The 23064-nt window shown below is 48.5% G+C and carries 22 protein-coding genes; 6 read left to right on the top strand and 16 right to left on the bottom strand.

The window, feature by feature from the left end:
• Window positions 1–20: 20 nt before the first annotated feature.
• The 3 genes from LTAR_RS00855 to LTAR_RS00865 all read right to left on the bottom strand — a co-directional run bounded on the left by LTAR_RS00855 (window position 21) and on the right by LTAR_RS00865 (window position 4373).
• Window positions 21–1658, bottom strand: a complete 1638-nt coding sequence (locus tag LTAR_RS00855; protein WP_139044373.1) for a hypothetical protein — start codon at window positions 1656–1658, stop codon at window positions 21–23.
• A gap of 170 nt (window positions 1659–1828) precedes the next feature.
• Window positions 1829–3439: a helicase-associated domain-containing protein gene (locus LTAR_RS00860; RefSeq protein WP_062420242.1), complete on the bottom strand. Its 1611-nt coding sequence runs from the start codon at window positions 3437–3439 to the stop codon at window positions 1829–1831.
• 19 nt (window positions 3440–3458) lie between these two features.
• Window positions 3459–4373 carry a diacylglycerol/lipid kinase family protein gene (locus tag LTAR_RS00865; RefSeq protein WP_062420243.1) on the bottom strand — a complete coding sequence of 305 codons (915 nt, stop codon included), beginning with the start codon at window positions 4371–4373 and terminating at the stop codon, window positions 3459–3461.
• A gap of 120 nt (window positions 4374–4493) precedes the next feature.
• On the opposite strand from LTAR_RS00865, the gene LTAR_RS00870 reads away from it, so the two are divergent.
• The 3 genes from LTAR_RS00870 to LTAR_RS00880 are packed head-to-tail and all read left to right on the top strand — an operon-like array spanning window position 4494 to window position 6456.
• Complete coding sequence (locus tag LTAR_RS00870) at window positions 4494–5309, top strand: DUF4388 domain-containing protein (protein WP_062531942.1); 816 nt, start codon at window positions 4494–4496, stop codon at window positions 5307–5309.
• Between the two features lie 3 nt (window positions 5310–5312).
• Window positions 5313–5867 (top strand): GTP-binding protein, encoded by a 555-nt coding sequence (locus LTAR_RS00875; protein ID WP_236686557.1) that lies wholly within the window; start codon window positions 5313–5315, stop codon window positions 5865–5867.
• 25 nt (window positions 5868–5892) lie between these two features.
• Window positions 5893–6456 carry a hypothetical protein gene (locus LTAR_RS00880; RefSeq protein WP_062420245.1) on the top strand — a complete coding sequence of 188 codons (564 nt, stop codon included), beginning with the start codon at window positions 5893–5895 and terminating at the stop codon, window positions 6454–6456.
• On the opposite strand, the gene LTAR_RS00885 is transcribed toward LTAR_RS00880, so the two are convergent.
• From LTAR_RS00885 to LTAR_RS00915, 7 genes are all read right to left on the bottom strand, one after another.
• Window positions 6425–7333, bottom strand: a complete 909-nt coding sequence (locus tag LTAR_RS00885; RefSeq protein ID WP_062420246.1) for a DMT family transporter — start codon at window positions 7331–7333, stop codon at window positions 6425–6427. The two genes, LTAR_RS00880 and LTAR_RS00885, sit on opposite strands and share 32 nt — an antisense overlap.
• 30 nt (window positions 7334–7363) lie before the next feature.
• Complete coding sequence (locus LTAR_RS00890) at window positions 7364–8116, bottom strand: HAD family hydrolase (RefSeq protein WP_062420247.1); 753 nt, start codon at window positions 8114–8116, stop codon at window positions 7364–7366.
• A 20-nt stretch (window positions 8117–8136) separates the two neighbouring features.
• A complete protein-coding gene (locus LTAR_RS00895) occupies window positions 8137–9159 on the bottom strand; it encodes a D-2-hydroxyacid dehydrogenase (protein WP_062420248.1) in 1023 nt (340 codons plus the stop codon).
• The gene (locus LTAR_RS00900) at window positions 9156–9923 is read right to left on the bottom strand and encodes a CoA-transferase subunit beta (protein ID WP_062420249.1); all 768 of its coding nucleotides are present in this window, start codon (window positions 9921–9923) and stop codon (window positions 9156–9158) included. Before LTAR_RS00900 ends, LTAR_RS00895 begins: the two co-directional genes overlap by 4 nt.
• On the bottom strand, window positions 9910–10812 hold the full coding sequence (locus LTAR_RS00905; RefSeq protein ID WP_062420250.1) for a CoA transferase subunit A: 903 nt from the start codon (window positions 10810–10812) through the stop codon (window positions 9910–9912). The genes LTAR_RS00900 and LTAR_RS00905 overlap by 14 nt, the downstream gene beginning before the upstream one ends.
• 8 nt (window positions 10813–10820) lie before the next feature.
• A complete protein-coding gene (locus LTAR_RS00910) occupies window positions 10821–12407 on the bottom strand; it encodes an aldehyde dehydrogenase family protein (protein ID WP_062420251.1) in 1587 nt (528 codons plus the stop codon).
• Between the two features lie 91 nt (window positions 12408–12498).
• A complete protein-coding gene (locus LTAR_RS00915; RefSeq protein WP_062420252.1) occupies window positions 12499–12840 on the bottom strand; it encodes a DsrE family protein in 342 nt (113 codons plus the stop codon).
• 121 nt (window positions 12841–12961) lie between these two features.
• Here LTAR_RS00915 and LTAR_RS00920 point away from each other — a divergent pair, with 121 nt between their 5' ends.
• Complete coding sequence (locus tag LTAR_RS00920) at window positions 12962–13711, top strand: hypothetical protein (protein ID WP_062420253.1); 750 nt, start codon at window positions 12962–12964, stop codon at window positions 13709–13711.
• Window positions 13712–13755: 44 nt separating this feature from the next.
• On the opposite strand, the gene LTAR_RS00925 is transcribed toward LTAR_RS00920, so the two are convergent.
• Complete coding sequence (locus LTAR_RS00925) at window positions 13756–14547, bottom strand: hypothetical protein (protein WP_062420254.1); 792 nt, start codon at window positions 14545–14547, stop codon at window positions 13756–13758.
• Window positions 14548–14687: 140 nt separating this feature from the next.
• Entirely contained in the window at window positions 14688–16709 is a 2022-nt protein-coding gene (locus LTAR_RS00930) for a methyl-accepting chemotaxis protein (protein WP_062420255.1), read from the bottom strand.
• A gap of 352 nt (window positions 16710–17061) precedes the next feature.
• On the opposite strand from LTAR_RS00930, the gene serS reads away from it, so the two are divergent.
• Both serS and LTAR_RS00940 read left to right on the top strand, forming a co-directional pair.
• Window positions 17062–18330 carry a serine--tRNA ligase gene (gene serS, locus LTAR_RS00935; protein ID WP_062420256.1) on the top strand — a complete coding sequence of 423 codons (1269 nt, stop codon included), beginning with the start codon at window positions 17062–17064 and terminating at the stop codon, window positions 18328–18330.
• A gap of 11 nt (window positions 18331–18341) precedes the next feature.
• Window positions 18342–18857, top strand: coding sequence for a DUF456 domain-containing protein (locus LTAR_RS00940; protein ID WP_062420257.1), 516 nt, complete (start codon window positions 18342–18344; stop codon window positions 18855–18857).
• A gap of 102 nt (window positions 18858–18959) precedes the next feature.
• On the opposite strand, the gene LTAR_RS00945 is transcribed toward LTAR_RS00940, so the two are convergent.
• The 4 genes from LTAR_RS00945 to LTAR_RS00960 form a co-directional block, all read right to left on the bottom strand.
• A complete protein-coding gene (locus LTAR_RS00945) occupies window positions 18960–19448 on the bottom strand; it encodes a ferritin (RefSeq protein WP_062420258.1) in 489 nt (162 codons plus the stop codon).
• A gap of 240 nt (window positions 19449–19688) precedes the next feature.
• Window positions 19689–20417, bottom strand: a complete 729-nt coding sequence (gene rlmB / locus LTAR_RS00950; protein WP_139044374.1) for a 23S rRNA (guanosine(2251)-2'-O)-methyltransferase RlmB — start codon at window positions 20415–20417, stop codon at window positions 19689–19691.
• 4 nt (window positions 20418–20421) lie between these two features.
• Window positions 20422–21822 carry a cysteine--tRNA ligase gene (gene cysS / locus LTAR_RS00955; protein ID WP_062420260.1) on the bottom strand — a complete coding sequence of 467 codons (1401 nt, stop codon included), beginning with the start codon at window positions 21820–21822 and terminating at the stop codon, window positions 20422–20424.
• Window positions 21823–21827: 5 nt separating this feature from the next.
• Window positions 21828–22934, bottom strand: a complete 1107-nt coding sequence (locus tag LTAR_RS00960) for a PIN/TRAM domain-containing protein (protein ID WP_062420261.1) — start codon at window positions 22932–22934, stop codon at window positions 21828–21830.
• Between the last annotated feature and the right edge of the window lie 130 nt (window positions 22935–23064).

Here is a 23064-nt window from a genome sequence, read left to right on the forward strand (position 1 = left end):
TTTTCTATGAGTAAAAACGGTCATCCTCTGCGACGACCGAGGATGACCAGTATCCCCAGGGGAATGAAAACAATCGAGCCGCAAAATGGCAGGAATCCTCTTGATTGCATTGGGGTTGGGGATGGTTCTGCCGGTTGAACGGTCGGTTTTGAGGATTGAGGCTCGCTGGGGGAAGACTTGGCATTGAAAGTCTGAAAATCGTCCACATATATCACACCGCTGTTCCCCTTTTCTCCTGCAGGAAAACCAAAGGCGAATCCGGTGATTTCTCCGGGATGGTTGAAGACAGAGCCGCCGCCCGTTTCCCAATCCACCCGTTTCAGGTCAGACCAGAGTGTTTGTACGGTTAACCATTTTCCGGCATCCTGTAATGGAATTTCTCGGGCATATGTGGCGCGATCGCCGTTTGGACCGGTGAATACATCCAGGTGAAGGACAACACCCGGTTCGTCCACCTTTAGCATGAATTGAACGCCATCAGATTTGCTTAAATCGTGAGGCGAATCATAAAAAGAAGAACAGGTTGCCCAGGAACTCGCAGGTACATTGAATGCGATCTGTAAACCCTGTTTTCCTGAAAATGCCGCAGCTGGACTGGCCTGGCAGTCAAGAGCGGTTGTTCCGGTAGCTTCGTCCACTGAAGCTTCCCAGGGGGGCTGGTCAGATTCAAAATCGAATAACATTCCTTCAACCGCACCAGCCGGTGACCCGGAAGACTGGTTATTTTGACCATCATCTGGGATCATGGCAGGTGTTTCTGCGGTTGAGGGTTCAACTGGTTGAGCTGCACCGGCTGATTTCCATCGGTTATAAAAGATGTTCAACATGGGCAGAAATTCCGCCGTGGCTTTCTGGTTGCCCTGCCTGGACGGATGGTCGTCTTCAGATGGGTAATACTCTGTATTTCGTTTGTCATTAACGGCGTGTTCGATAATGCCATTCACAAAACGGTGGTGGTTATTGGGTCCGGTCAGCACATTGTAGAAATCAAAAACAGCCACGTTGGGTAGAGTGTAGTTGTTTTCTTTCAGCCAGTCATTCACCAGCCAACCGGTCAATGCGCGGGCATTGGCGGCATGGGTGGAATCAATCAACGGTGGGGCTGTGATCAGGACGAACAGTTTGTCAGGCCGGGTTTTAAAGTATTGCAATATTTCGTTGTAAATATACTTGGCATTCCCTACGTTCAGATCGCTGCCGGGGGTCGGAGGATCATCTGGATTTCCTTCAAGGGCGGAATTGGGAAAACACGACTTAAAGAGGATGATCTGGTTTTCACCCCCCGGATCAGCCAGTGTACGCTCATAGGGTGAATGAAGGTCGTTTTCATTAAATACCGCTTGCATAATCTGCGGGGTATTGGGGCTGCGGAACCATTCTGGCCAGTTGGGAATATCCGTCCGGTCGCCAATGGAATCGGGACCCCAGCCGTAATTGGTATCACTGGGGAAATAGTTGTTTTGCTGCAGGGCACGTGCCAGTCCGCCGTTTTCGTCATTCAACCAATTTTCGCCGGTGGAATGATGGATGAAAATCAGTTTCACCGTGTCTTTGGGAGGATTGGCATTAATTTCTTGATTCAGCTGTTCAGTTGGAATAAACGCCAGGCTGGAAAAGACCAATAATATTATCGTCAAAATAAACATGAAACGTTTCATGATCGATCTCCTTCCCATTCTGGGATAGAGGATGGCAAACTGAAAACGTTCATCCATTGATTTTTCCTGTTTTGATTATACAAATCTGGCCGGTCAAATATCAAATGGAAACCGGCAGATAAAAAAAATTCCCCCGGGAAGACCGGGGGAACTAAGGTTACAACGTGATTCTAAAGGATCAGACCCATCTCAACAAGAATCTGGCGGATTCTATCTTCTGCTCCCGGTTTGATCTCGACCGCTGTTGGACCAAAACTTTCGCCCAGGAAACGGGCGGCTGAGCTTTCTTTCAGACGGCGGATAACCTGCGGGTCGCTGACCCGCAGCAGCATGACCTCGCCAATACGCACCTGGGAACCAGCCTGTTCCCAGGTATGCAGGGCATTGCGGACATTTGGCGGGATTGCTCCGCGGGAGTATTTGTGGAGCATCCGCTCCAACATGGTGGGTGTTAGACCCTGTTCCTGGGCTGTAGCCAGCCCGGAGGCTGAAATGCGATAGAGATACCCTTTGCCCTGATAATCCACAGGCTGGGCAAACCGGGCGATCTGATAGCGGGTCGCCAGATTAAACCTCGGTGGGGCAAGGATTTCACCCGCTCGATTGATTTGAAGCGGTGTGGAATTATCCTTTGCCTCAATGATTTCCATGTCACCATTTATGGCAGGCCACCAGGGAGACAGGCGGAAACGTACAATTCCCGGTGTTGGGCGTGTCAATTCAACCAGACCCAGCCAGTACAGTAAACCGGTAATGTAGAAGCGCAGCAAGGCTCCTTCCACTCTGTCCCAGCTTTCAAAACCTTTAAGATATTCACCGGTGCGGCTTTCGCGAATGAACCAGGAATCATATTCTCCGCCGCTGCGTTGAAAATCGGGATCTTTTTGCTTGGCTGCAGCCACAAATTCCGTGAGATCCATCCAATCATCACCAGCCACAGAATTGATCAATTCGATAATGCGTTCACGGGTATCTGCCGGATCATTTGTCCAGGTTCCTTCAAATTCAAGTCCGCGCAGCATACGCAGCTCGTTAAACTCCATGGAACCCCGCCATGCCTGGATGAGGATGTATAAACCCTGCGGACGTGAGGATTCGAGGAACCGGCGAATGGCTTCAGGTTGAATGTTATTCTGGTCGTCCAGACATTTCAGGCAGCGCAGCCAGGCTACCAGAACCGGGGTGGGCACAGCGCCTCGACGGGGAGGCAAATCTTCCACGGCTTCACCGGAACGCAAAGCCGCTAGTACGGTGCAGGCCTGTTCCAGCACACCATCTCGGTAGAACCAGATGCGGCTTTCCTGAGCCTGGGTGGAGAATGTGGGTGATGTCGGTTGATCCTCGCCTTCCAGATCGGTAAGTGCAGCATAGATTTCGTCGGGCAGGTAGATCATATCTTCCGGTCTGCCGCCGCCACCCAGGAAAGCCCGTCCGATCCATCCTCTATACCAGAGAATTTCGGCTACTGAGATCGGATTCAGTTCGGGGTGTTCCCGCTCACGGCGGCCGACACCCATGGTACGGATTTCTCCGTACGTGCGTTCGAACAGGGTGGAAGACACCCGTCCACGTTTTTGGATCAGGGCGCGCAGGGCAGACTGGGCTTCCGGGGGCAGGTTGGATGCCAGATTTTGCACAGCTTCGACATCTGATGCTTTAATTTGCAGGGCAGCCAGTATCACTTCGCTGTCATCTGGCAGATCATGAATTTCCCAGGAAGAGGCGACAAATTTAAGGAAGCCGAGATCGGCATCTTGGAGGGTTTGGGTTATATCGGGCACGGTACCTTTTGTATGTTTTTTATAGGATTAATTCAATTGCTTTTGGCACTACTTCTAACGATAATTCTGTAACATGTGATGTAAAACCGGCAAAAATTTCACCGTCTGCATGAATCCATAAAGGTTTGTTTGACTTTATTTCTATCTTTTTAAAGGTGCCGGTTTTTACATAATTTAATCCGGCATGGGTTCCTTTGAGAAAATGAGGTATGGCAGAAAACATGGCTAACCGGGGAATCACACCAACAAGCGTATAGTTCAGCACTCCATCATCTTGCACTGCATCGGGAGCCAGAAGAAAACCTCCGCCTTCTCTTCTCCCATTGCACACCGTGAACATCAATGTTTCCTGGTCAACAGGTTCTCCATCTATTGTACCGGTAATTCGGAATGGATGGTAGTTTTCTACCATTGTACGAAAAACGGCTAAAAAGTAAATCATGAATCCCTGAAAAACAAGAACTTCGCGGGAATGAAAATTGACGGCGGAATCAAACCCCATGCCCAGGGTGTTCATCCAATATTCAACCCGCCCAGCATCATCTTTTACACTGGCGACATCGATCATCCTGGGGGTTCCGGAGTACACCTTGCGCAGTGCCTCTTCAGAATTTCGAGGAATGCCCATGGTTCCGGCAAAATCATTCCCGGAACCAACCGGAACAATACCCAGTTGAGGGCGAGAGGCGGATGGTATGGACATTAATCCATTGATGACTTCGTGAATGGTGCCGTCGCCACCCATGGCGATGACACGTTTATACCCCTGTTCGCCTGCTTTGGTGGCAATTTCTGAAGCATGACCCGGATAGACCGTACCAGACCAATCAGCTCCTCCGAGTTCATCAGCAACCCGACGCAAGGTGGAAGCCACCGGCCAAGCGCGGCCCAGGTTGGCAATTGGATTAAAGATGATTAATGTCTCATGTGTCATATTAGACGCACGCTCCGCCGATTGAATAGAACTCAATTATAACCGCATTCAATTTGACCAAAAACCTTGAGAACGGTATAATTTTTCTACTGGCTACGCATTCTTATTGATAGGGGTGTTATGGCGCTGCAAGGGAATCTCCGAGACTTTCCATTTGCACAACTGCTTAATCTCGTTAATTTAGCGCGCAAAACTGGAATGTTGGAAATTATACAAAAGGGAGAAACAGCTCACGTTTACTTCCGGGATGGCCGTCTGGCATGTGCTTTGATGGCTAATGAAGATTCCTCTCTTGCATCGGTTCTTTACCAGAATCAACGAATTAGCCCGAATTTGTACCGGGCTATAAAAAATAAGGGTGGCGCTATCTGGGATAAGGAACTGGGGTTGCAACTGATCAATGCCGGTTTTGTCTCCCGTGAAACGATCTTGAACAGTCTTCAACAGCATCATGTTTCTGTGATTCGCCGGTTGTTTACATGGCAGGAAGGTGTGTTTCGTTTCATCCCCAACGAACCGCCGCCTGAAGATAAGATCGCCCTCAATATGGAATTGGAAAACCTGATCATGGAGGGTTCGCGGCACATTCAGGAAATGGAAATCCTCATGGATGAGCTTCCCAATCTGGATGTCTCTCTTAAATTCTCAGAACGGCCGGAAAACAACCTGCGAAAGGTCAACCTGACTGTTGAAGAATGGAAAGTGGTCTCATTCGTTAATCCAAAGAACTCCATTCGTCAAATAGCCCAGGCAACCTCAATGGATGACCTGCAAATTCGTCGCGTAGTTTATGGTCTGCTCCAGGCAGGTCTGGTGGAGGTATTGAAAACAGAGCAGGCCCGCCAGTTACCACAAACGCAACTCCTGCCCAACCAGTCCAAGGACGAGCAGAGATCACTTGTAAATCGGTTGATTACCCGAATTAGAGGTTTATAAACTGTGGCTGGTTCAGATTCTCAAGTTCAGACTGTGAAGATGGTCATTACCGGGCCTTTCAATGCCGGAAAGACTGAATTTATCCGCACTGTCAGTGAAATTGAAGTGGTCTCCACTGAACAAAATATTTCGAGTGATGCAGAAAAAGTCAAACAAACAACCACCGTCGCCCTCGATTTTGGCCGCCTGACCATCGACAAATCATTGGTGCTCCATTTGTTTGGCACTCCAGGTCAGCGGCGTTTTGAATTTATGTGGGATATACTGGCTGAGGGAATGCTGGGGTACATCTTGATGGTAGACAGCACCCGCCCCGAAACATTCCGGGAAGCCCGATATATTCTTGATACTTTTTCAGATCATTCGGATACGCCTTTTGTGGTGGCTGTTAATAAACAAGATCTGGAAGATGCCTGGGATGTCGAGGATATTCGGCATGCTTTGCGGTTAAAAGATGATATTCCGGTTTTACCCTGTGTTGCCACAGAAATGAAACCGGTAAAAAACGTTCTACTGAGCCTTCTCCATATCATTCAAAAACGATTGGAAGAGGAATAGGACGGGATTTTAGAAGGATTTCGTCATGACTGACCCATTCGGTTCCCCTGAAGTGAATGCAATCTTCCAGAAGGGGATAAGAGAGATTCTCACGGGGGATCAACCTGGCGCTTTCACCTATGGAAATGGCGTAGAAATTGAAACGATTCAACGGATTGCCCATCAGGCGGTTGATACTTATGGATTTGTGTCTGCCTGCGGACTTTTCCTCCGCAGTGGATGTGCCGCCTTTAAATATCTTGTTAGAGATTACGGGAAGGCAATTGACATTGACAGCCTCGAATTTCGACTGCAACCTCCCCGTAAGCGTTTGATGGATGGAATTCGGAAAGTGGTTGGATTACTGGAACATTGGCACACAGCCAGTTTCTCTATCCGTCAATCAGACGATGATGTGGAAATTATCATGCAATCCAATCTGGCAGTTGATGCACAGGGTACCAACCAGATTTGGCTGCATTTTCTTGCCGGGCTTATTCAGGAACTGCTTTACTGGGCAGGCGGCGGAAAACAATATCCGTTTCAAATCCTCCCCATTGATGCTGATTCAGACGTGATTATTCAATTTCGGCTGCTGCCGGTGGATTGACCGTTTCTGCCTTACGGGTTTTATTAACGAGAAAGATACCGGCAAATACAAGGATACCGCCGGCAATCTGGAAAGCATTAAGGGGTTCCCCGGCTATGGGAATTGCCAGCAGGGCTGATATGACCGGTGAGGCGATCATGGTGGGTGATACGATCGAAGCGGGAATATGGCCGAGGGCATACGTCATAAAAAAGTATCCGCACACCTGTGAAACAATTCCGGCACATAAGAAAAGAACCCAGGTTTTTGGCGGGTAACCGCTGAGCGGGGCTCCACTCAACAGGCATATCACTAACAACGTTATGGCACTTCCGGCAGCGATCAAACCAGTGCTGGTAAGGGCATCTACTCTGGAACGCGATTTCTGGGTGATCAGGTAATATGCCGCGAAAAAAAATGAAGATAGCAGGGCAAGGGCATCACCTTTACTGAAAGCTGGATGCAAGAACAGGTTGGAACCAAAGATACAGGTGGTTCCAGAAATCACAAGGCAAAGACCTATCCAGAACCACCCCGGGAGCTTTTGTTTCCAAATAAGCCAGGAGATTAATGCCACCCAGATAGGGGCAATGTAGTTCAGCAGATTGGCATTGGCAATTGTAGTGTATGAGATGGCCGTGCTCCATGAGGCATGGTCAAGTGCTGTGATGAATCCGGCGGCCAGTGGGCCTAACAACCAGCGCTTATCGATTGTCGATTTCCCGCCGGATTTGAAATAAATTATCGGTAGAAGAATAATTGCCGCCGTAGCCATCCGGTAGAAAGACGTTACCACGCCGGGTGCCTGGGCTGTGCGCACAAATATGGCGGACATGGATAAACATAACACACTCAGTCCAAGAGCAATATACGGAACCGGTTTTCGGAATGCTGGCATGGTGGAAAAACTTTCAAAGGGAGGGATGGGTCAGAAAGGCCAGGTTTCCAATAAACCGGGAAGTTCTGAAAGGGTGGCGATTGTCTGGTCTGGAAGGATGGTATCGACATGAGAATGGATTGCTGATTTGTTGACCCGCCGGGTAATCCAGACATTGTGCATGCCAAGATTTTTGGATCCGAGGATATCAGCGGCCAGTGTATCACCGACCATCACCGATCGCTGTGGTGTAACGGACATTGCCTGGAAAGCCAGTTGAAAGATATAGGGATGCGGTTTTCGAAACCCTGCCGCAGCGGATGTATTGATGTAGTCAAAAAATGGTCTGATGCCGGCATTATCCACCAGAACTTGAACATCCCAATCATCACCGGCGTTCGAAATAATACCCATCCGGTAACCGGCGTTTTTCAGTATTTTCAAAGTGTCAAGTGTGTCTTCTTCAATTTTCCAGCAGGCCTGTGTAACGGCATACATCCGGGCGAGATGGGGACGCATCTGCTGGCTGGTAATACCGGTCAAACCCTGCCGTTCCAGTACAATCCGCAGAACCTGTTCGGTTGTAAATTCTGTTAACTCGGTTTCCCGTTCGGAATGATAGGCTTCGAGGCGGGAAAGGAATTCGGAAAGAAAAACATCTTTATTGAGGGTAAAACCACTCTCAAGCAATGAGGCGGCCAGCTCTTGATAGGCATGTGCCATTACATCGGGTAGGTACCCGTCGAAATAGATCAGAGTGCTGCCGAGGTCAAAAAAGATAACATCAATGTTCGGGTTTTTCATAACCCGATAATTCTACCCGGTTAATACCCTTTTTCCGGATCAAACCGGTTGAACAATGGGACATTCTCGAGAAAACGCTGGATATTCGCGCAGAACAGGTCCACAGCGCGATTGTTGTAATGTGGACTGACGCCGCCGACATGGGGTGAAATAATCAGATTAGGCACCTTCCAGAGAGGGCTGTTGGCTGGCAGTGGCTCCTCTGGAAAAACGTCAACCGCTGCACCGGCGATAATTTTCTTCTCCAGGGCTTCCTTCAGGGCAGCCAGATCGGTTATGCCGCCGCGGCTCAAATCAATAAAGTAGGCTGAAGATTTCATGGCAGAAAACTCATCTGTGCTGAACAGATTGCGGGTCCCTGGTGTGAGCGGTAAAGCCAGAACGACAAAATCACATTCCTTGATCATGGATTTCAACGCTTCGATGGGATAGAGGCGTGTGAAGAAATCACCGTCGGGGTCGCCCTGTCCGGCAGGGATATAGCCGTCATCCTTGAGCAGTTTCAGGTCGCGTTTTGCCGCAAGAACCGTAACCTGATATGGCAGTAGAAGGCGGGCAAGTTCACGGTTGATGCTGCCATATCCAACCAGTCCAACAGTGCTGCCGCGTAATTCGTGCAGTTTGTAGAATTCCCACCGTTTGTCCGGCCAAAGTGATTTTGACTGATTCTCAACCATCAACTTGATATTGGACCCCAGCATCAGCATCATGGTCATGGCATACTCCGCCATTTGGGGGGCATTGGCACCACTCATGGTGGTGGCGGTCAGACCGGCCTTTGACATGATGGGTTTATTAATGGCATAGTCAATGCCTGTATAGTGAAATTGCACCCATTTCAGGTTGGGCGCCAGATCGGGTTCCGGCAGAACAGAATCGGTGTAGAGAATATCAGTTTTTGACCAGACGTCATCCGGAATCTCTCCGGGCAAATGTGCACGAATAGCCGTAACTTTTAGCGAAGGGGAGATTGATTTTATCTTTTCAATCTGTTGATCCGTAAAAGGCATGGTGATCAATACATGGAGAGTTTCAGCCGTCATTTGAGATATATTCCTTCTGGGTCAAGTTCTTTTCGCAGAATACGAATTTCCTCTTCTGTAGGAGGTTTCGTTATGGTTTCGCACCGATCACATTTCAACACCCAACCGGTATTATTTTTCGCTTCATCTAATGATCTTCCGGGATGAAGGGCGGTCAACACCAGCTCGCCAGATTCATCAGGTTGGAGGATGCCGATATCGGTCACCACCGCCTGTGGACCCTTGCCCCGAAGGTTTAATCGGTCTCGCTCACCCTGGCCTGTGAAAAAACCGGCAGATGTACAGAAGTCTACCTTTTCCGGGAAGCGGCGTTTCTGGTGAGGTGTGATGATATAGCAACGGTTAGCCCAGGCAGCGATTTCACGGGAGCCGCCTGAACCGGGCAGGCGGGTTTTTGGTTGCGCATAGTCGCCTATCACTGTGGCATTGATATTTCCAAACCGATCTATCTGTGCGCCGCCGAGAAATCCAACATCTACATTTCCGCGCTGCAGATAAAGCGTGAAAATATCATACATACTGCAAACGGATGTTGCACCTGACACAAGAGTGGGATCGCCAATGGATAAGGGCAGACGAGCCGGCCGGGCGCCAATTACCCCGGCTTCATAAATCATCTGCAAATGGGGTGCATGCGTTCGCTGGGCCAGATTACAGGCCAGATTGGGTAAGCCCACACCAACAAAAACCACATCTCCATCTTGTAAAAGACGGGCAGAATTAACGATCATCAATTCGGTGGAAGAATAATCAATACTGGCCATAGTTCACCGGAACACTCATCTGTTCATGGACGGCCAGTCGGGAATGGGTGGTTTCACCGAGTTTTTTCCAGTAGACATCCCGGTCGGGAACGCCATATACCCACTCATCCAGGTATTGCTGCACAGATTCAGACGTTTCACTGATTTTGTCCCATTCCAGATAAAACTCATTATCACGATCATAATATCCCTGTGTATAGCTGGGATGGCTGCAAAATGGCACATGGCAAACGGCATCCACAATCAAATCGGGAATAATGGTGCGGTTGGGATCGGACCGGATAACATCTTCCGGCACAATCTCTTCCACGGTCAGAATTACATGTTCAGCGGCAAAAGCGGCTTCCTTTTGTTCACCCAGAATGCCCCAAATCTGGGCGTTTCCATTGATGTCTGCCCTCTGGGCATGGATGATGGCAACATCTGGATTGAGCGGTGGAACAACCACCACTGATTTGCCGGAATAAGGATCCGTTACCCGTTTGAAATTTGGATTGACGTTTTCAAGATCGAAAGCCCCGGTTTCATTCATAGGTAAAAACGGCAAGCCGGAAGCTCCGGCCTGCAGACGGGTGATCATGGCAAAATGGGAATATTCTTCAATTTCCAGAAGTCCCTTTTCCACTAAAGATCGTAAATTCCGCAGTGATCCCACTCCGGGGTTGCCCATATAAGAAAAAATGATCTTGCGGGCACACCCGGCAGCGGCCATCTGCTCATAAATCAGGTCAGGTGTGGCACGTGCCAGGGTAAGGTTCTTGCGGCCCTGACGGATAATTTCGTGCCCGGCGGCAAATGGAATCAGATGGGTAAACCCGGCCGCATAGACCAGGTCACCATCATGCACATATTGACTGACGGCTTCTTTGAGCGAACACAGTTTGCCCATGCGCGCCCCTAGGCTTTGCGGATGCGGGTGCGGATCTGTTCATGCATATAGAGTTGGACGTAATACAAACCTCCGGCGTTCTTTCCACTGGAACCTGAACCTTTCCATCCGCCAAAGGGTTGGAAACCCGGCCAGGCGCCGGTTGTGGCACCCTGCGGCCGGTTGGCATAGTTCACACCTGCCTCGATTCGGTCAAAGAAAGTGGCAATTTCATCATCATTACCGTAAATTCCGGCAGTCAGGCCGTAGGAAACATTATTGGCATGCTGGATAGCTTCATCCAGATTTTTCACTTTGCCGATAGTGGAAATGGGAAGGAACATTTCGTGTTTCCAGAGTTTATGGGTGTAGGGAAGGTTTTCAACCAACGTGGGAGCACAGAAGTAACCTTTAGCCAGGGCTCCATCTGTGAGTATTTTCCCGCCGGTGAGAATTTTTCCGGAATGTCTCAAGTCATCCACAAAGTTCTGAAAGTCGTTATAAGACTTCTTATTAATCACCGGTCCCAGGGTGATTTTGCGGTCGGTAGGATCACCGATGGTCAATTTATTGGTGGCATCCACCAGTCTGGCTACCAGGGCATCGTATATCTGTTCTTCAATATAAATGCGGGATCCGGCGGAACACTTCTGCCCCTGCAACCCGAAAGCCGAGCGGATGATACCCACAGTGGCGGTCTCAAGATCGGCATGGCGGGTAACGATGACAGGGTTTTTGCCGCCCAATTCCAGAATGGCCGGACGGACCCATTGACCGGCGGCGAAATCACGGTACAGCTTCATCCCCACGTCATATGAACCAGTAAAGGTGACACCGGCAACATCCGGGTGTTCGATCAGGGCCTGGCCAAGTGTTGAGCCGCCTCCAGTAACATAATTGAAGACACCGGCGGGTAGACCGGCATCGCGGAAGCACTCTGCCAGCAGGCGTGCCGTCCAGGGTGTATCTGAAGCGGGTTTCATCACGATAGTATTACCGGCGGCCAGGGCGGCACCGGCAGGACCGCCGGTGAGGGCACAGGGGAAATTGAATGGACTGATCACCAGCCAGACGCCATAGGGCCGCAGAACTGATATGTTGTCTGCCTTGTAGCCTACCAGTGGATCATGTCCCATTTCATATACAAAACCCTTATGGGCTTCTACCTGATCGCAGGCATACCGAATCAGATCAGCTGTTTCGGCTGCATCACCCAGTGCTTCCGTCCGGTTCTTGCCGACTTCCATGGCCATGACGGCACCAAATTCATAGATGCGTTCATCCATTAATGAGGCGGCTTTTCTGAGAAGCTCTATTCGTTTTTCCCAGGGGGTATGCGACCAGCCCGGAAATGCCTTTTTGGCTGCTGCAATAGCCTGGTTGGCGGTTTCACTTCCACCTTTCTGAAAAACACCCAGAACCACATCGGTATCCACCGGAGAAATATCGTTAAACTTTTCGTCTGTTTTTACATCTTTGCCATCAATGAACATGGCATGTTCTTCACCCAGATGGTTTTTCTTGTCTTTCAGCGCTTCTTCAAACCGGGTATGTAATTCTTCCGGGGGATTGAACATTGTTGCATAGGTCAACTTAAACGCGGACGATTCAGCCATCGTTTCAAGCCTCCACACATGAATTTGTCGATAATAATATCTTCAGTATAGTCAAAGGGATGTCTCAAGTCAAAAATTACGGACGATCTATCTAGAGACTGATCACCTTATCCGCTTTTTGAAGTGATTCAAGGATATCCGGCATGCCACCGATGATCCCGACTTTAACGTTATCTGTGACGCCGAATGTGTCGGTGCAGGTTTTGCAAATAATCAGGTTAACACCGCGTGATTCCATTTCTTTCAATTGAGGTAGAACGCGAGAGCCCTCGCAGGTCAGGTGTACTCCCTCGGTATAAAACAGAATCCGGTCAGGTAGAATACCTGAAGCCAGAGTAAGTGTCAGATATTTTTCAGTAAGAGCCTGTTGTAATTCAGCCGGGCCATCACCCATGCCATTGCGTGTAAAAAGCAGTACAGTGGATTGTGTCATGTTAACCTCTTTGGGATGGAATAATGAAATTTGTTGTTAATCAGTTTGATGATAATCCAATTCAATTTCCTTCGAAACATAGAATTTGCGCATACGCATTGGTTCGATTAAACTGAATGCTATGGCTGATTTTTCGACCTATATTGGAATTGACGTTCAGGCTGTTCAAAAGCCTTACTTTTACACGGCTTTAAACGGGAATCTGGAGACAATTGCCTGCGGTCATGGACGTTTGGGAGATGTACTGGCTTACCTCGCTGGGCAATCAACGGCCCTTGTGGCTATTAATGCCCCGGTTTCAGCTCAAATACCAGAGGATAGTTTATACCAGGAAGGCTTGTTTTCACCGGAACAAATAAAACAAACAGTTGTTGCCCGTACCGGTGATAGTGAACTTACCGCTCGGGGATTCCAATTTTTCCAGCCTGTTGGGAATGTGAAGAAACTTCCTTTGTGGGTGGAGCGCAGCCTGGAATTGACAGCTGGAATGAAACAACTTGGATATGATAATACCGGTGAAAGAAATAAACGATCTTTTTTTGAAACACAGAGTGATGCAGGTTACTGGCTGGCAACCGGAACCATGCCGTATGAATCTCGGTCACTCGAAGGACGGCTTCAACGCCAACTTCTTTTGTATGAATTCGGTTTCCCCCTGAAAGACCCGATGGTTTTTCTGGAAGAATTTACCCGCTATCGCTTGCGCACATCCCAGGTTCCCATGGAGCAAATTCTCCCGGCGCATGAACTTCGGGCGATTTTTTCCGCAGCTACGGCATGGCTGGTAGATATGCGGCCTGACGCCGTGGAATGTGTGGGACAACCCGGTCAGGGGGAAATTATCATACCAAAAGAGTTTTCAAAGAAGTAATTCTGAGGGGAGCTCGTGGAAAGGGAAGATATGGATTTTTGAAATCATGTCGTGATTTCAAGATTTCTGATTTCCAACCAGGCAGACTGAGGATTGGCTTCCAGGCCGAATCGGATGGCGCCGTTTGATGAATAACTGGCATACTGATTGTCGATCCAGATCACCAATCCGAGCGGCGGGCAGGGTGACAGGTTTGTATCACGGATCATTTTTTTATCGATCATAAATTGAACTTTGTCATCCAGCCAGATCAACTCATATTCATGCCAGTATGAGGGGGTAATATCTGCTTTTTGTGATTCTTCATGAATAAAACAGGATGTCAATCGGCGTAGTTGGCGTGAAACAGGGCGAAAGAATAACAAAGGTAAAACGGGCAGCCCAAATAGAAACAATACAGGCGGGATTTTTCTTGATGAAAAAACAGAAGCCATCAGACCGTTGTTTTCTGTTTCTTGCGAAAAACTGAGATCGTTTTTAGGAGAACCGTAGAAAAACCAGGCCGCCTGCGGCAGGCAGGGAAGGCGCAATCCGGAACCTTTTATCCCGATGCCAGCGGAGAATGGATCATTCCACAGGCCAAATCCCCATGTCCCCGGAAGGATATTGTCACTCACACGGGCCTGTAAAGAAATTTTCACTGGCGGGTGGAATCTGAAGTTTTTCCGTTGAATGTGAGTACACGTATCCATCTGGGCCAGACGATACGTTTTTTGATCGCCTGCTGGAATGACAAATTGAAAAGTATTTCTCACGGAAGAATCGATCAGATTGACCTGACCGTGGAAATAATAGTTATCCGGGTGATCACCCATGTAAGATTGTGTCAGTGACATAATGCCATTATTCTCATTATGGTTCTTTCTCGCAAATATACGTGAATGTTTACGACAAATGAACCAGGCAAGTGACCCAAAAAGAAACCGTGAATTATTTTTCCTGCTTCATGGTTTCAATGATAAATGTATAAATGAATTCAGGCCAATTGGAAACGCTCGACTATTCCGGATAGTTGATTCGCCAGTGTTGACAACCGTTTTGCCGAGGTGGAGACTTCCTGCACCTGGGCACTCATCTCTTCAGCTGAAGCAGACACTTCTTCAACAGCGGCTGAGTTTTGTTCAGAAACAGACGCGATATTCTCAATAGCCTGGGTGACTTCATTAGAACCGGCAGCCATTTCTTCTGTAGCGGCTGTGTTTTGTTCCACAACGGAGGAAACAGATTCAACAGCAGAAACCAGTTCAGAGGCTGATTTAGCCATGTTTTCTGCCGCAATTGCGGCTTCTCTGGCCTGAATACTGACTGTCTCATTGGATGTGAGAATTTCCTGGAGAGCAGCACCTGACTGATTAGCCAGTAAGACCCCGGCATCCACTTCTTTAGAGCCTTTTGTCATGGCTTCTACAGCTTCGGATACGGTTTGCTGAATATCTTTTACCAGATCAGCAATTTCGCGAGTGGAAGATGAAGACCGTTCTGCCAGCTTGCGAACTTCATCAGCAACAACAGAAAAGCCTTTTCCAGCTTCGCCAGCGCGGGCGGCTTCAATGGCTGCATTGAGAGCCAGAAGATTTGTTTGTGAGGCGATATCTTCAATGGTTGTCACGATATCCCCGATTTGATCTGATCGTGAACCCATCTCCTGTACTTTGTTGGCTGAAAGGTCTACGGCTGTTTTTATAGATTGCATACCGGCAAGTGTTTGGTTCACCGTTTCATATCCACGGCGGGCAGCATCGGCTGCGCCAGTGGAACCCTGTACCATTTGGTCAATGTTACCGGTAACCTGTTTTATAGCGTCAGACAACTGATTGGTGAGGGCAAATGCCCTGGCTGTGGCGGATGCCTGTTCTTCGGCACCTTTGGCGACACCGTCAATTGCCCGTCCCATTTGTTCGATAGATGACGCCGTCCGGCTGATGGCTTCTGACTGTTGAGTTGTACCCGCCGCCACCTGCTGAATGGTAGTCGAAATCTGACTGGTAGCCAGTCCCGACTCGTGAGACGCATTGGCTAATTGCATCGATGCTTCCTGTACTCGCCGGGAGGCTTCTGCCACCTCGGCCAGGGTGGTGTTCAAGTTTTGAACCATTTGCAGCAGGGTATTTCCCAGCTTGTCATCGGAATTCTTCGGTTGAACATTTATGGCAAGGTTGTTTTTGGCTATGGCATCTGCGATCTCGGACATTTCGGTCAAGTATTTTCGTGATGTGAGAACCCCCCTGGCCAACTCGCCGAATTCATCTTTTCTTGTCAGCAATTGATTCCGCAATTTGTCATTTGTGACCACAAGGGTGATGCTTCCCTGTTTCAATGTATTCAAGGCGCCTAGCACCGCTGACATGGGTTTATTGATGCTGTCTGTGATGGTATAGACAATCAATACCGCCATGACAAGACAAATAATACATCCGCCAATGAGAATAATCAGCGTTTTCTGATGTGTGTCAACGGCGGAGTCATAGGATAGTTGAGCCTGTTTGGCACTTAAAACGTTCAAATCTGATATCGTTGCAGTCAGTTTTAATCCAATGGAAGATAATCTTCCATTCACAGCCAGACTCTTTTGGGCAGAAGATTTATCACCATTTGAGATAAATCTCATCACCTCGCTGGCTGCCGTTTTATACTCAGGCCATTGTTCTGTAAACTGGTTAATCAGGGTGGTCTCTTCCGCCGTTAATTTCTGGGTTGCCAGATAATCTAATATGGAATCAATTTTATATGTGGCAGATTTGTAATCAGATATGACCGTGGTATCTTCGGGGATGGCGATAAATTGGTAAATATCCCCCCTGATTTGACTGAGCCCATCGTTCATTTCATCGATTTTGTCGTAAACCATCTGCTGACGGCTGTACATCGAGTCTAGATTACTGCGGATATCTGTAATTCCCTTCCCACCGAGCAACGCTATGACGATCATGAGGAAGATGAGGATACCAAAACCGCTGATCAATTTCGAAAATGTGCGTAAATTGTTGACAAATGTCATCTTCCACCTCACTTCAGATCTATTGTCAACAGGAGTCGCAAATTGATGGTGCCTGCCTGCTAGAAGAGTGCAGACTGAAATTTCCCCTTTGACTTTTTACAATCGTACATGAATCGAGATAAATATCCTGTAAATCTCACATGTATTATGAATTAATATGTTTTTCAAATTTGATTGAGAAACACCCGGCGCAGGAAATTCAGCAACTCTTGAGGATACTATGCGTATACAGATTAATTGTTTGATGGTCAGCTGGCACAATCTTAGTTAAATGCCGGGTTGGGGTTGGGATTGGTTTCGATTTATAATACCGTATCTATTAAGATTATTTTCATGTTCAGGAGCAAGCCTCATGTTGGATATCAATCTCATTCGTGAAAATCCCGATACCGTTCGAAAAGCCCTGCAGCTTCGGAATATGGATACAGAGGTCGTATCTCGCATTCTGGAGATTGACCAACAGCGCCGCAGCCTGTTGACCAAAGCGGAATCGCTGAAAAGCGAGCGGAATACCGTTTCAAAAGAAATTTCCCAGGTCAAGGATCCTGAACAGCGGAAGGCGAAAATTGAAGCCATGCGGGTAGTGGGCGATCAGATTGCCGTTCTGGATGAACAAATTCGCAAGGTGGAAGCTGATCAGATCGACCTGCTTTCCGGCATCCCCAACCTGCCGGCGGATGATACTCCAATCGGTAAGGATGATTCTGAGAACATTGTTGTCAGAGTGATCGGCGAACAACCGAAATATGATTTCACACCGATTCCCCATTGGGATCTGGGTCCAAAGCTGGGAATTATTAACTTTGACCAGGGTGTAAAGATCACCGGATCACGATTTTATGTACTATCCGGAGCGGGAGCCCGTTTACAGCGTGCATTGATCGCCTACATGTTGGACCTGCACATTAAACAGGGTTACCGAGAGCAATACCTTCCCTTTATGGTGAAAGGGGATGTGCTTTACGGATCAGGTCAGCTTCCCAAATTTGCTGACAATCTGTATCGCGACCATGAAGAAGATTTCTGGATGGTCCCCACGGCAGAAGTGCCGCTGACCGGCATTCACATGGGAGACATTCTGGATGATGCCAGTCTGCCGCTGCGGTATACCGCCTATACTCCCTGTTTCCGGCGCGAAAAAATGAGCGCCGGACGCGACGTTCGCGGAATTAAACGCGGCCATCAATTTGATAAGGTGGAAATGTACATTTTCTGCCGGCCGGAGGAGAGTGCCAGAGAACTGGATAAGATGGTGGCAGATGCCGAAGCCACCTGCAAAGGGTTGGGATTGACCTACCGAATCAAACGGTTGTGCACCGGCGATCTCGGATTCAACGCCCGAATCACGTATGATGTAGAAGTCTGGGCGCCAGGCTGCGGTGAATGGTTGGAAGTCTCCTCGGTTTCCAATGTGGAAGATTTTCAGGCTCGTCGCGCTAACATCAAATATAAACCCGCTGATGGTGGAAAGAACCGTCTGGTTCACACCCTCAACGGTTCCGGTCTGGGTTTGCCGCGTACGTTGATCTCTGTGATGGAAACTTACCAGCAGTCGGATGGCAGTATTGCCATACCTGAAGTCTTGCGCCCCTGGATGGGCGGCATTGAAGTAATCCGGTAGTCCGTATTCTGATGAACACAGTCGCACTGGCCATTTTTCAATCTGTTATCTTTACTGTCATGGTGCTGGGTCTGCTCAGCCTGCTGACAAACCTGGTTCCCGGGCTGGTGATCATCTGGGCGGGTGCGCTGGTTTACGGAATTTATGAGGTCATCACCAAAACCTATACAATCGGCGGAATCATCCTGTTTGTGGCGATTACCGGCCTGATGGCGTTTGGCAGTGTGGTAGATAATATTCTAATGGGCGCCACAGCCAAACAGGCCGGGGCATCCTGGCTGGCCATCGGCCTATCTATGCTGGCAGGTATTGCCGGAAGTTTTATCCCCTTCCTGTTTCCGTTTGGCGGTCTGGTCTGTGCACTGGCAGCCCTGTTCATTGTGGAAGTTATCCGATTGAAAAACTGGCGTGATGCTATGAAATCCACAAAGAGCATGATGGTTGGCTGTGGTTTCTCCATTCTAGCCCGGTTTGGAATTGGCATTTTGATGATCTTACTCTGGCTTATCTGGGTTGTTATTGGATAGATTGCCATCATGTTCCCTGATGACAACAGGGGAAAATAAATAATAAAATCCGTCCAAGATTCCTTGGACGGATGTATTTAAACCGACTGGTTGATTAGCTTTTTAACTTCTCTGCCCCAGCATGGCGTTGATCTGGAACAGGGCATTGGTTGAATCACCGCTCATTTTTAACCATTCCATAATTTCACTGGCATGTTTCTCTTCTTCCACCTGTTCAGCCACGAACCAGTTCAGAAAAGTTTGACTGGCATAATCATTGTCCTTTACAGCGATGCTGTACAAAAGATTGATCCGGGCGGTTACACTCTTTTCGTGTTCGAGAACCTGTTCAAAAACCGCCTGTGGCGATTTGAATTCTGATGGCGGTTGATCTATGGCCTGTAAGATAACATGATCACCGCGATCATTGAGATATTCAAAAAACTTCAGGGCATGTTCCTGTTCTTCACGGGCCTGTTTTTTCATCCATGAGGCGAAACCGGGAAGATTCTTGGCTTCAAAGTGAGCGGCCATGGAAAGGTAAAGATACGCAGAATACAACTCATGTTTGATCTGTGCATTCATTTCACCGGCTAAATTTTTGCTTAACATATTTCCTCCATTTTTCCCTTTGGTTACTTATTGTCAATGAAATCTTATGAACATACTGAACTTAATCTTCCTGATCAGAGGGATATTATTCAGGTGGTTTCATCAAGAAACATCTTTATGTATAGTATATAGAGTCAGGTGGGGAAATTAAAGCCAGCGTACAACCATTCTTAGCGAAATCAGAATGGTTGCAAATAAATATTTGATGGGGAAAAGTGGGAAAGTATTAATGGCATTCTTTTATCTTTTTCGGGAAGCCAGATACAGGGCGATGGATCCGGATACGGCGGCATTCAATGATTCGATATGACCGGTCATGGGCAGTCGGGCGATGGTGTCACAGGATCGGCGGACGAGTGGACGCATTCCTTCTGCCTCGCTGCCTACGACCAATGCCAGAGAACCATCCAACCACACATCCGCAATATCTACGGCATCCAAACCGGCATCCAGGCCGATGACCCAGATATTGGCCTGTTTCAATTCGGAAATAGCCTGAGCAAGGTTTGTGGCTGCAATGAGCAGGTGCTCACAGGCGCCGGATGAGGCGTGTACAACCGCCGGTGTTACACCCGCTGCGCTGTGCGCTGGAATGATCACACCATGTACACCGAAGGCTTCTGCCGAACGCAGCAGAGTTCCCAGGTTTTGAGGGTCCTGCAGGGTATCCAGAATCAAAATGAACGGGGGCTCCCCCTTCTTTTCTGCAGCCTTCAGGATGGCACGCAGGTCAACATAGGGGTAGGGGGATGTTTCCAGGGCGATTCCCTGAGGATTGCCCCCCAGGGAATCGATTTTCTGTCGATTTACACGCTCCACAGGAATTTTCATTCCACGGGCAAACGTAAGGATTTCAGCGATCACCCCTTTTTCATCAATACCTGTGGCCAGCATTAATCGGAAACACTGACGTCGATGAACAGATAATGTCTCAAAAACCGGGTTACGTCCGGTAATCCATTCACGCACGGAATTATGCCCTGTGCCAGGTTGTACCATCTTTGCTGTCTTCGAGAACAATTCCCATAGAAGACAGACGGTCGCGGATTTGGTCGCTGAAGGCGAAGAGTTTTTGTTTACGCATCTCAGTGCGTAATTCCACCAGATAATCGATGAAGGGGGCAGCCGATTGGTCTTCTCCAGTTTCCTTTTCAAGAATCAGGCCAAAAACGCCGCATAATTCATTTAAGACCGCCTGAGCCGGTTTGAGAATCTCATCGGAGGCGCCATCAGCCCGTGCCTGATTGATCACCCGCACCAGATCAAACAGATTGCCCAACGCTCCGGCGCTGTTGAAATCATCATCCATGTTTTCGATAAAGGCATCGCGGGTCTTTTTAATTTGTTCGTCAAGCGATTTCTTCACGTCTTCCGACGTATTAGAAGCACCGGGCAAAGCCGGTTTAAGAGCAGAACGCAGCCGTTCCAGGCCTTTTTCTGCCGCACCGATGACCTCATCATTGAAGGTTAGTGGACTGCGATAACCGGAATTTAATACCATCAACCGCAGGGTACTGGCAGAATGTTTTGATAAAAATTCATCGATGGACACCAGGTTGCCAATTGATTTTGACATTTTTTCGCCAGAGAGCGTGAGCATGCCATTATGAACCCAATAGCGTGAGAATGGTTTTCCGGTGAACGATTCACTCTGGGCGATTTCATTCTCGTGATGTGGAAAAATCAGGTCATTGCCGCCGCCGTGAATGTCAATCTGTTCACCAAGATGTGCCAGATTCATAGCCGAGCACTCGATGTGCCAACCGGGGCGTCCGCGTCCCCAGGCGGTATCCCAGGCGGGCTCGTCGGGTTTGGCAGCTTTCCAGAGGGCGAAATCCATGGGATGTTCCTTGCGATCGTCCACATCAATACGAGCACCTGCCTGCATTTCATCCAATTTACGGCCAGAGAGTTTGCCGTAATCCTCATCACGGGTGACCCGGAAATACACATCACCGTCTTTGGGATAGGCGTAACCTTTGTCGATCAATCCTTGAATCATTTCAAGGATCTGCGGCATCTCCTGTGTGGCACGCGGATTGAATGTAGCCGGCAGGATATTCAGATCCGCCAGATGTCGGCGAAATTCTTTTATATATCCTTCGGCCAGTTCGAATGGGTCAACCCCCTGCTGATTGGCGCGGTTGATGATTTTGTCATCAACATCCGTAAAATTCATTACATGGTTGACCGAATAGCCGCGATATTCAAGGTAACGTTTGATGATGTCAAACACCAATGATGACATGGCGTGACCGATGTGGGCGTTGCTGTAAACCGTTGGTCCGCAAACGTACATGCGTACTTTATGCGGTTCAATGGTGACGAAATCTTCTTTTTTTCTCGTCAATGTGTTGTAAATCTTAATTCCCATGAAAATTACTCCTGGCTTGAATACAGCCGGTCCTCAGGCCTTGCAAAAATCATGCGGCCGGCGGCCGTTTGCAGTACTTTTGTGACAATGACATTCAATTGTTGGTTCAGACACCGCTGACCATTTTCAATTACAACCATTGTGCCGTCATCCATATACCCGACACCCTGCCCGGCTTCCTTGCCTTCTTGAATCACCCGAATGTTAAGAATTTCACCGGGCAGCAAAACTGATTTTACCGCATTCGCCAATTCGTTTACATTCAGGATGGTTACACCCTGCAACTCCGCGACCCGGTTCAGGTTATAGTCATTTGTGAGAATCGGACAGCGGAGCTGACGTGCCAGGGTGATTAATTTATCATCCACCTCGCGGATCCCTTCCACATCAATATCGCTGATGCGTACCGGAATAGTCGGTTCCTTTTGGAGCTGAGACAGAACTTCCATCCCGCGGCGTCCGCGCTGGCGGCGCATACTGTCAGCCGAATCGGCGATGTATTGAAGCTCATTCAAGACAAAGCGGGGAATTAGCAGGGAACCGGGTAAAAAACCAGTGCGGGCAATATCGGCAATACGCCCGTCTATGATCACACTGGTATCCAGAAGGATCGTTCGGCTCTCTGCCCAGCCGGATCCGCCGGTGTCACTCGTATGTTCCGAATTGCCGCGTGGAAATACTCCGTGAAGCACAGAGTAGAGATCATTCTGTCTCATGACAAAGACAGAAATACCCAGGTAGCTGAATACCAGCACACCAATGAACGGAAGGACTTCTCCGAGGGGTTTGGGCAGCATCGAAAGAGGGAACGATGACAGAGCCGCAATAAGCAGCCCGCATACCAGGCCGGCCAGTCCGGCAAATAATTGCTGGGGTGACAGCCTTCCGAGCAGGCTCTTTACATCTCGAATGGGACGGGTGGTCAGGTAAGGCGTCAGCACGAGGCCTGCCAGTGCACCGACCAATCCAAATGTAAATGTATATTGCTCTGTATTCAATGCCTGCATACCGCTAACCGGTGCAGCCATCTGTCCAAACGAAGAACCCCAATACACACCAAGAAAAGAAAAAGCAATCATTCCAATGAGACGAATAATAAAATCAGAACTCATCGAGGTCTCCTGTTAAAGATTTTTGTTAATGTTCTGAATAAAAAATGAAAATAAAACCGTAAAACGATGATAGCATGCAACCAGAAGCGGGTCAAATGGACAATTGGTTGTTTTTCGATGATTTTTCAGA

The organism is Leptolinea tardivitalis (genome assembly GCF_001050275.1).
Lineage (GTDB): Bacteria > Chloroflexota > Anaerolineae > Anaerolineales > Anaerolineaceae > Leptolinea > Leptolinea tardivitalis.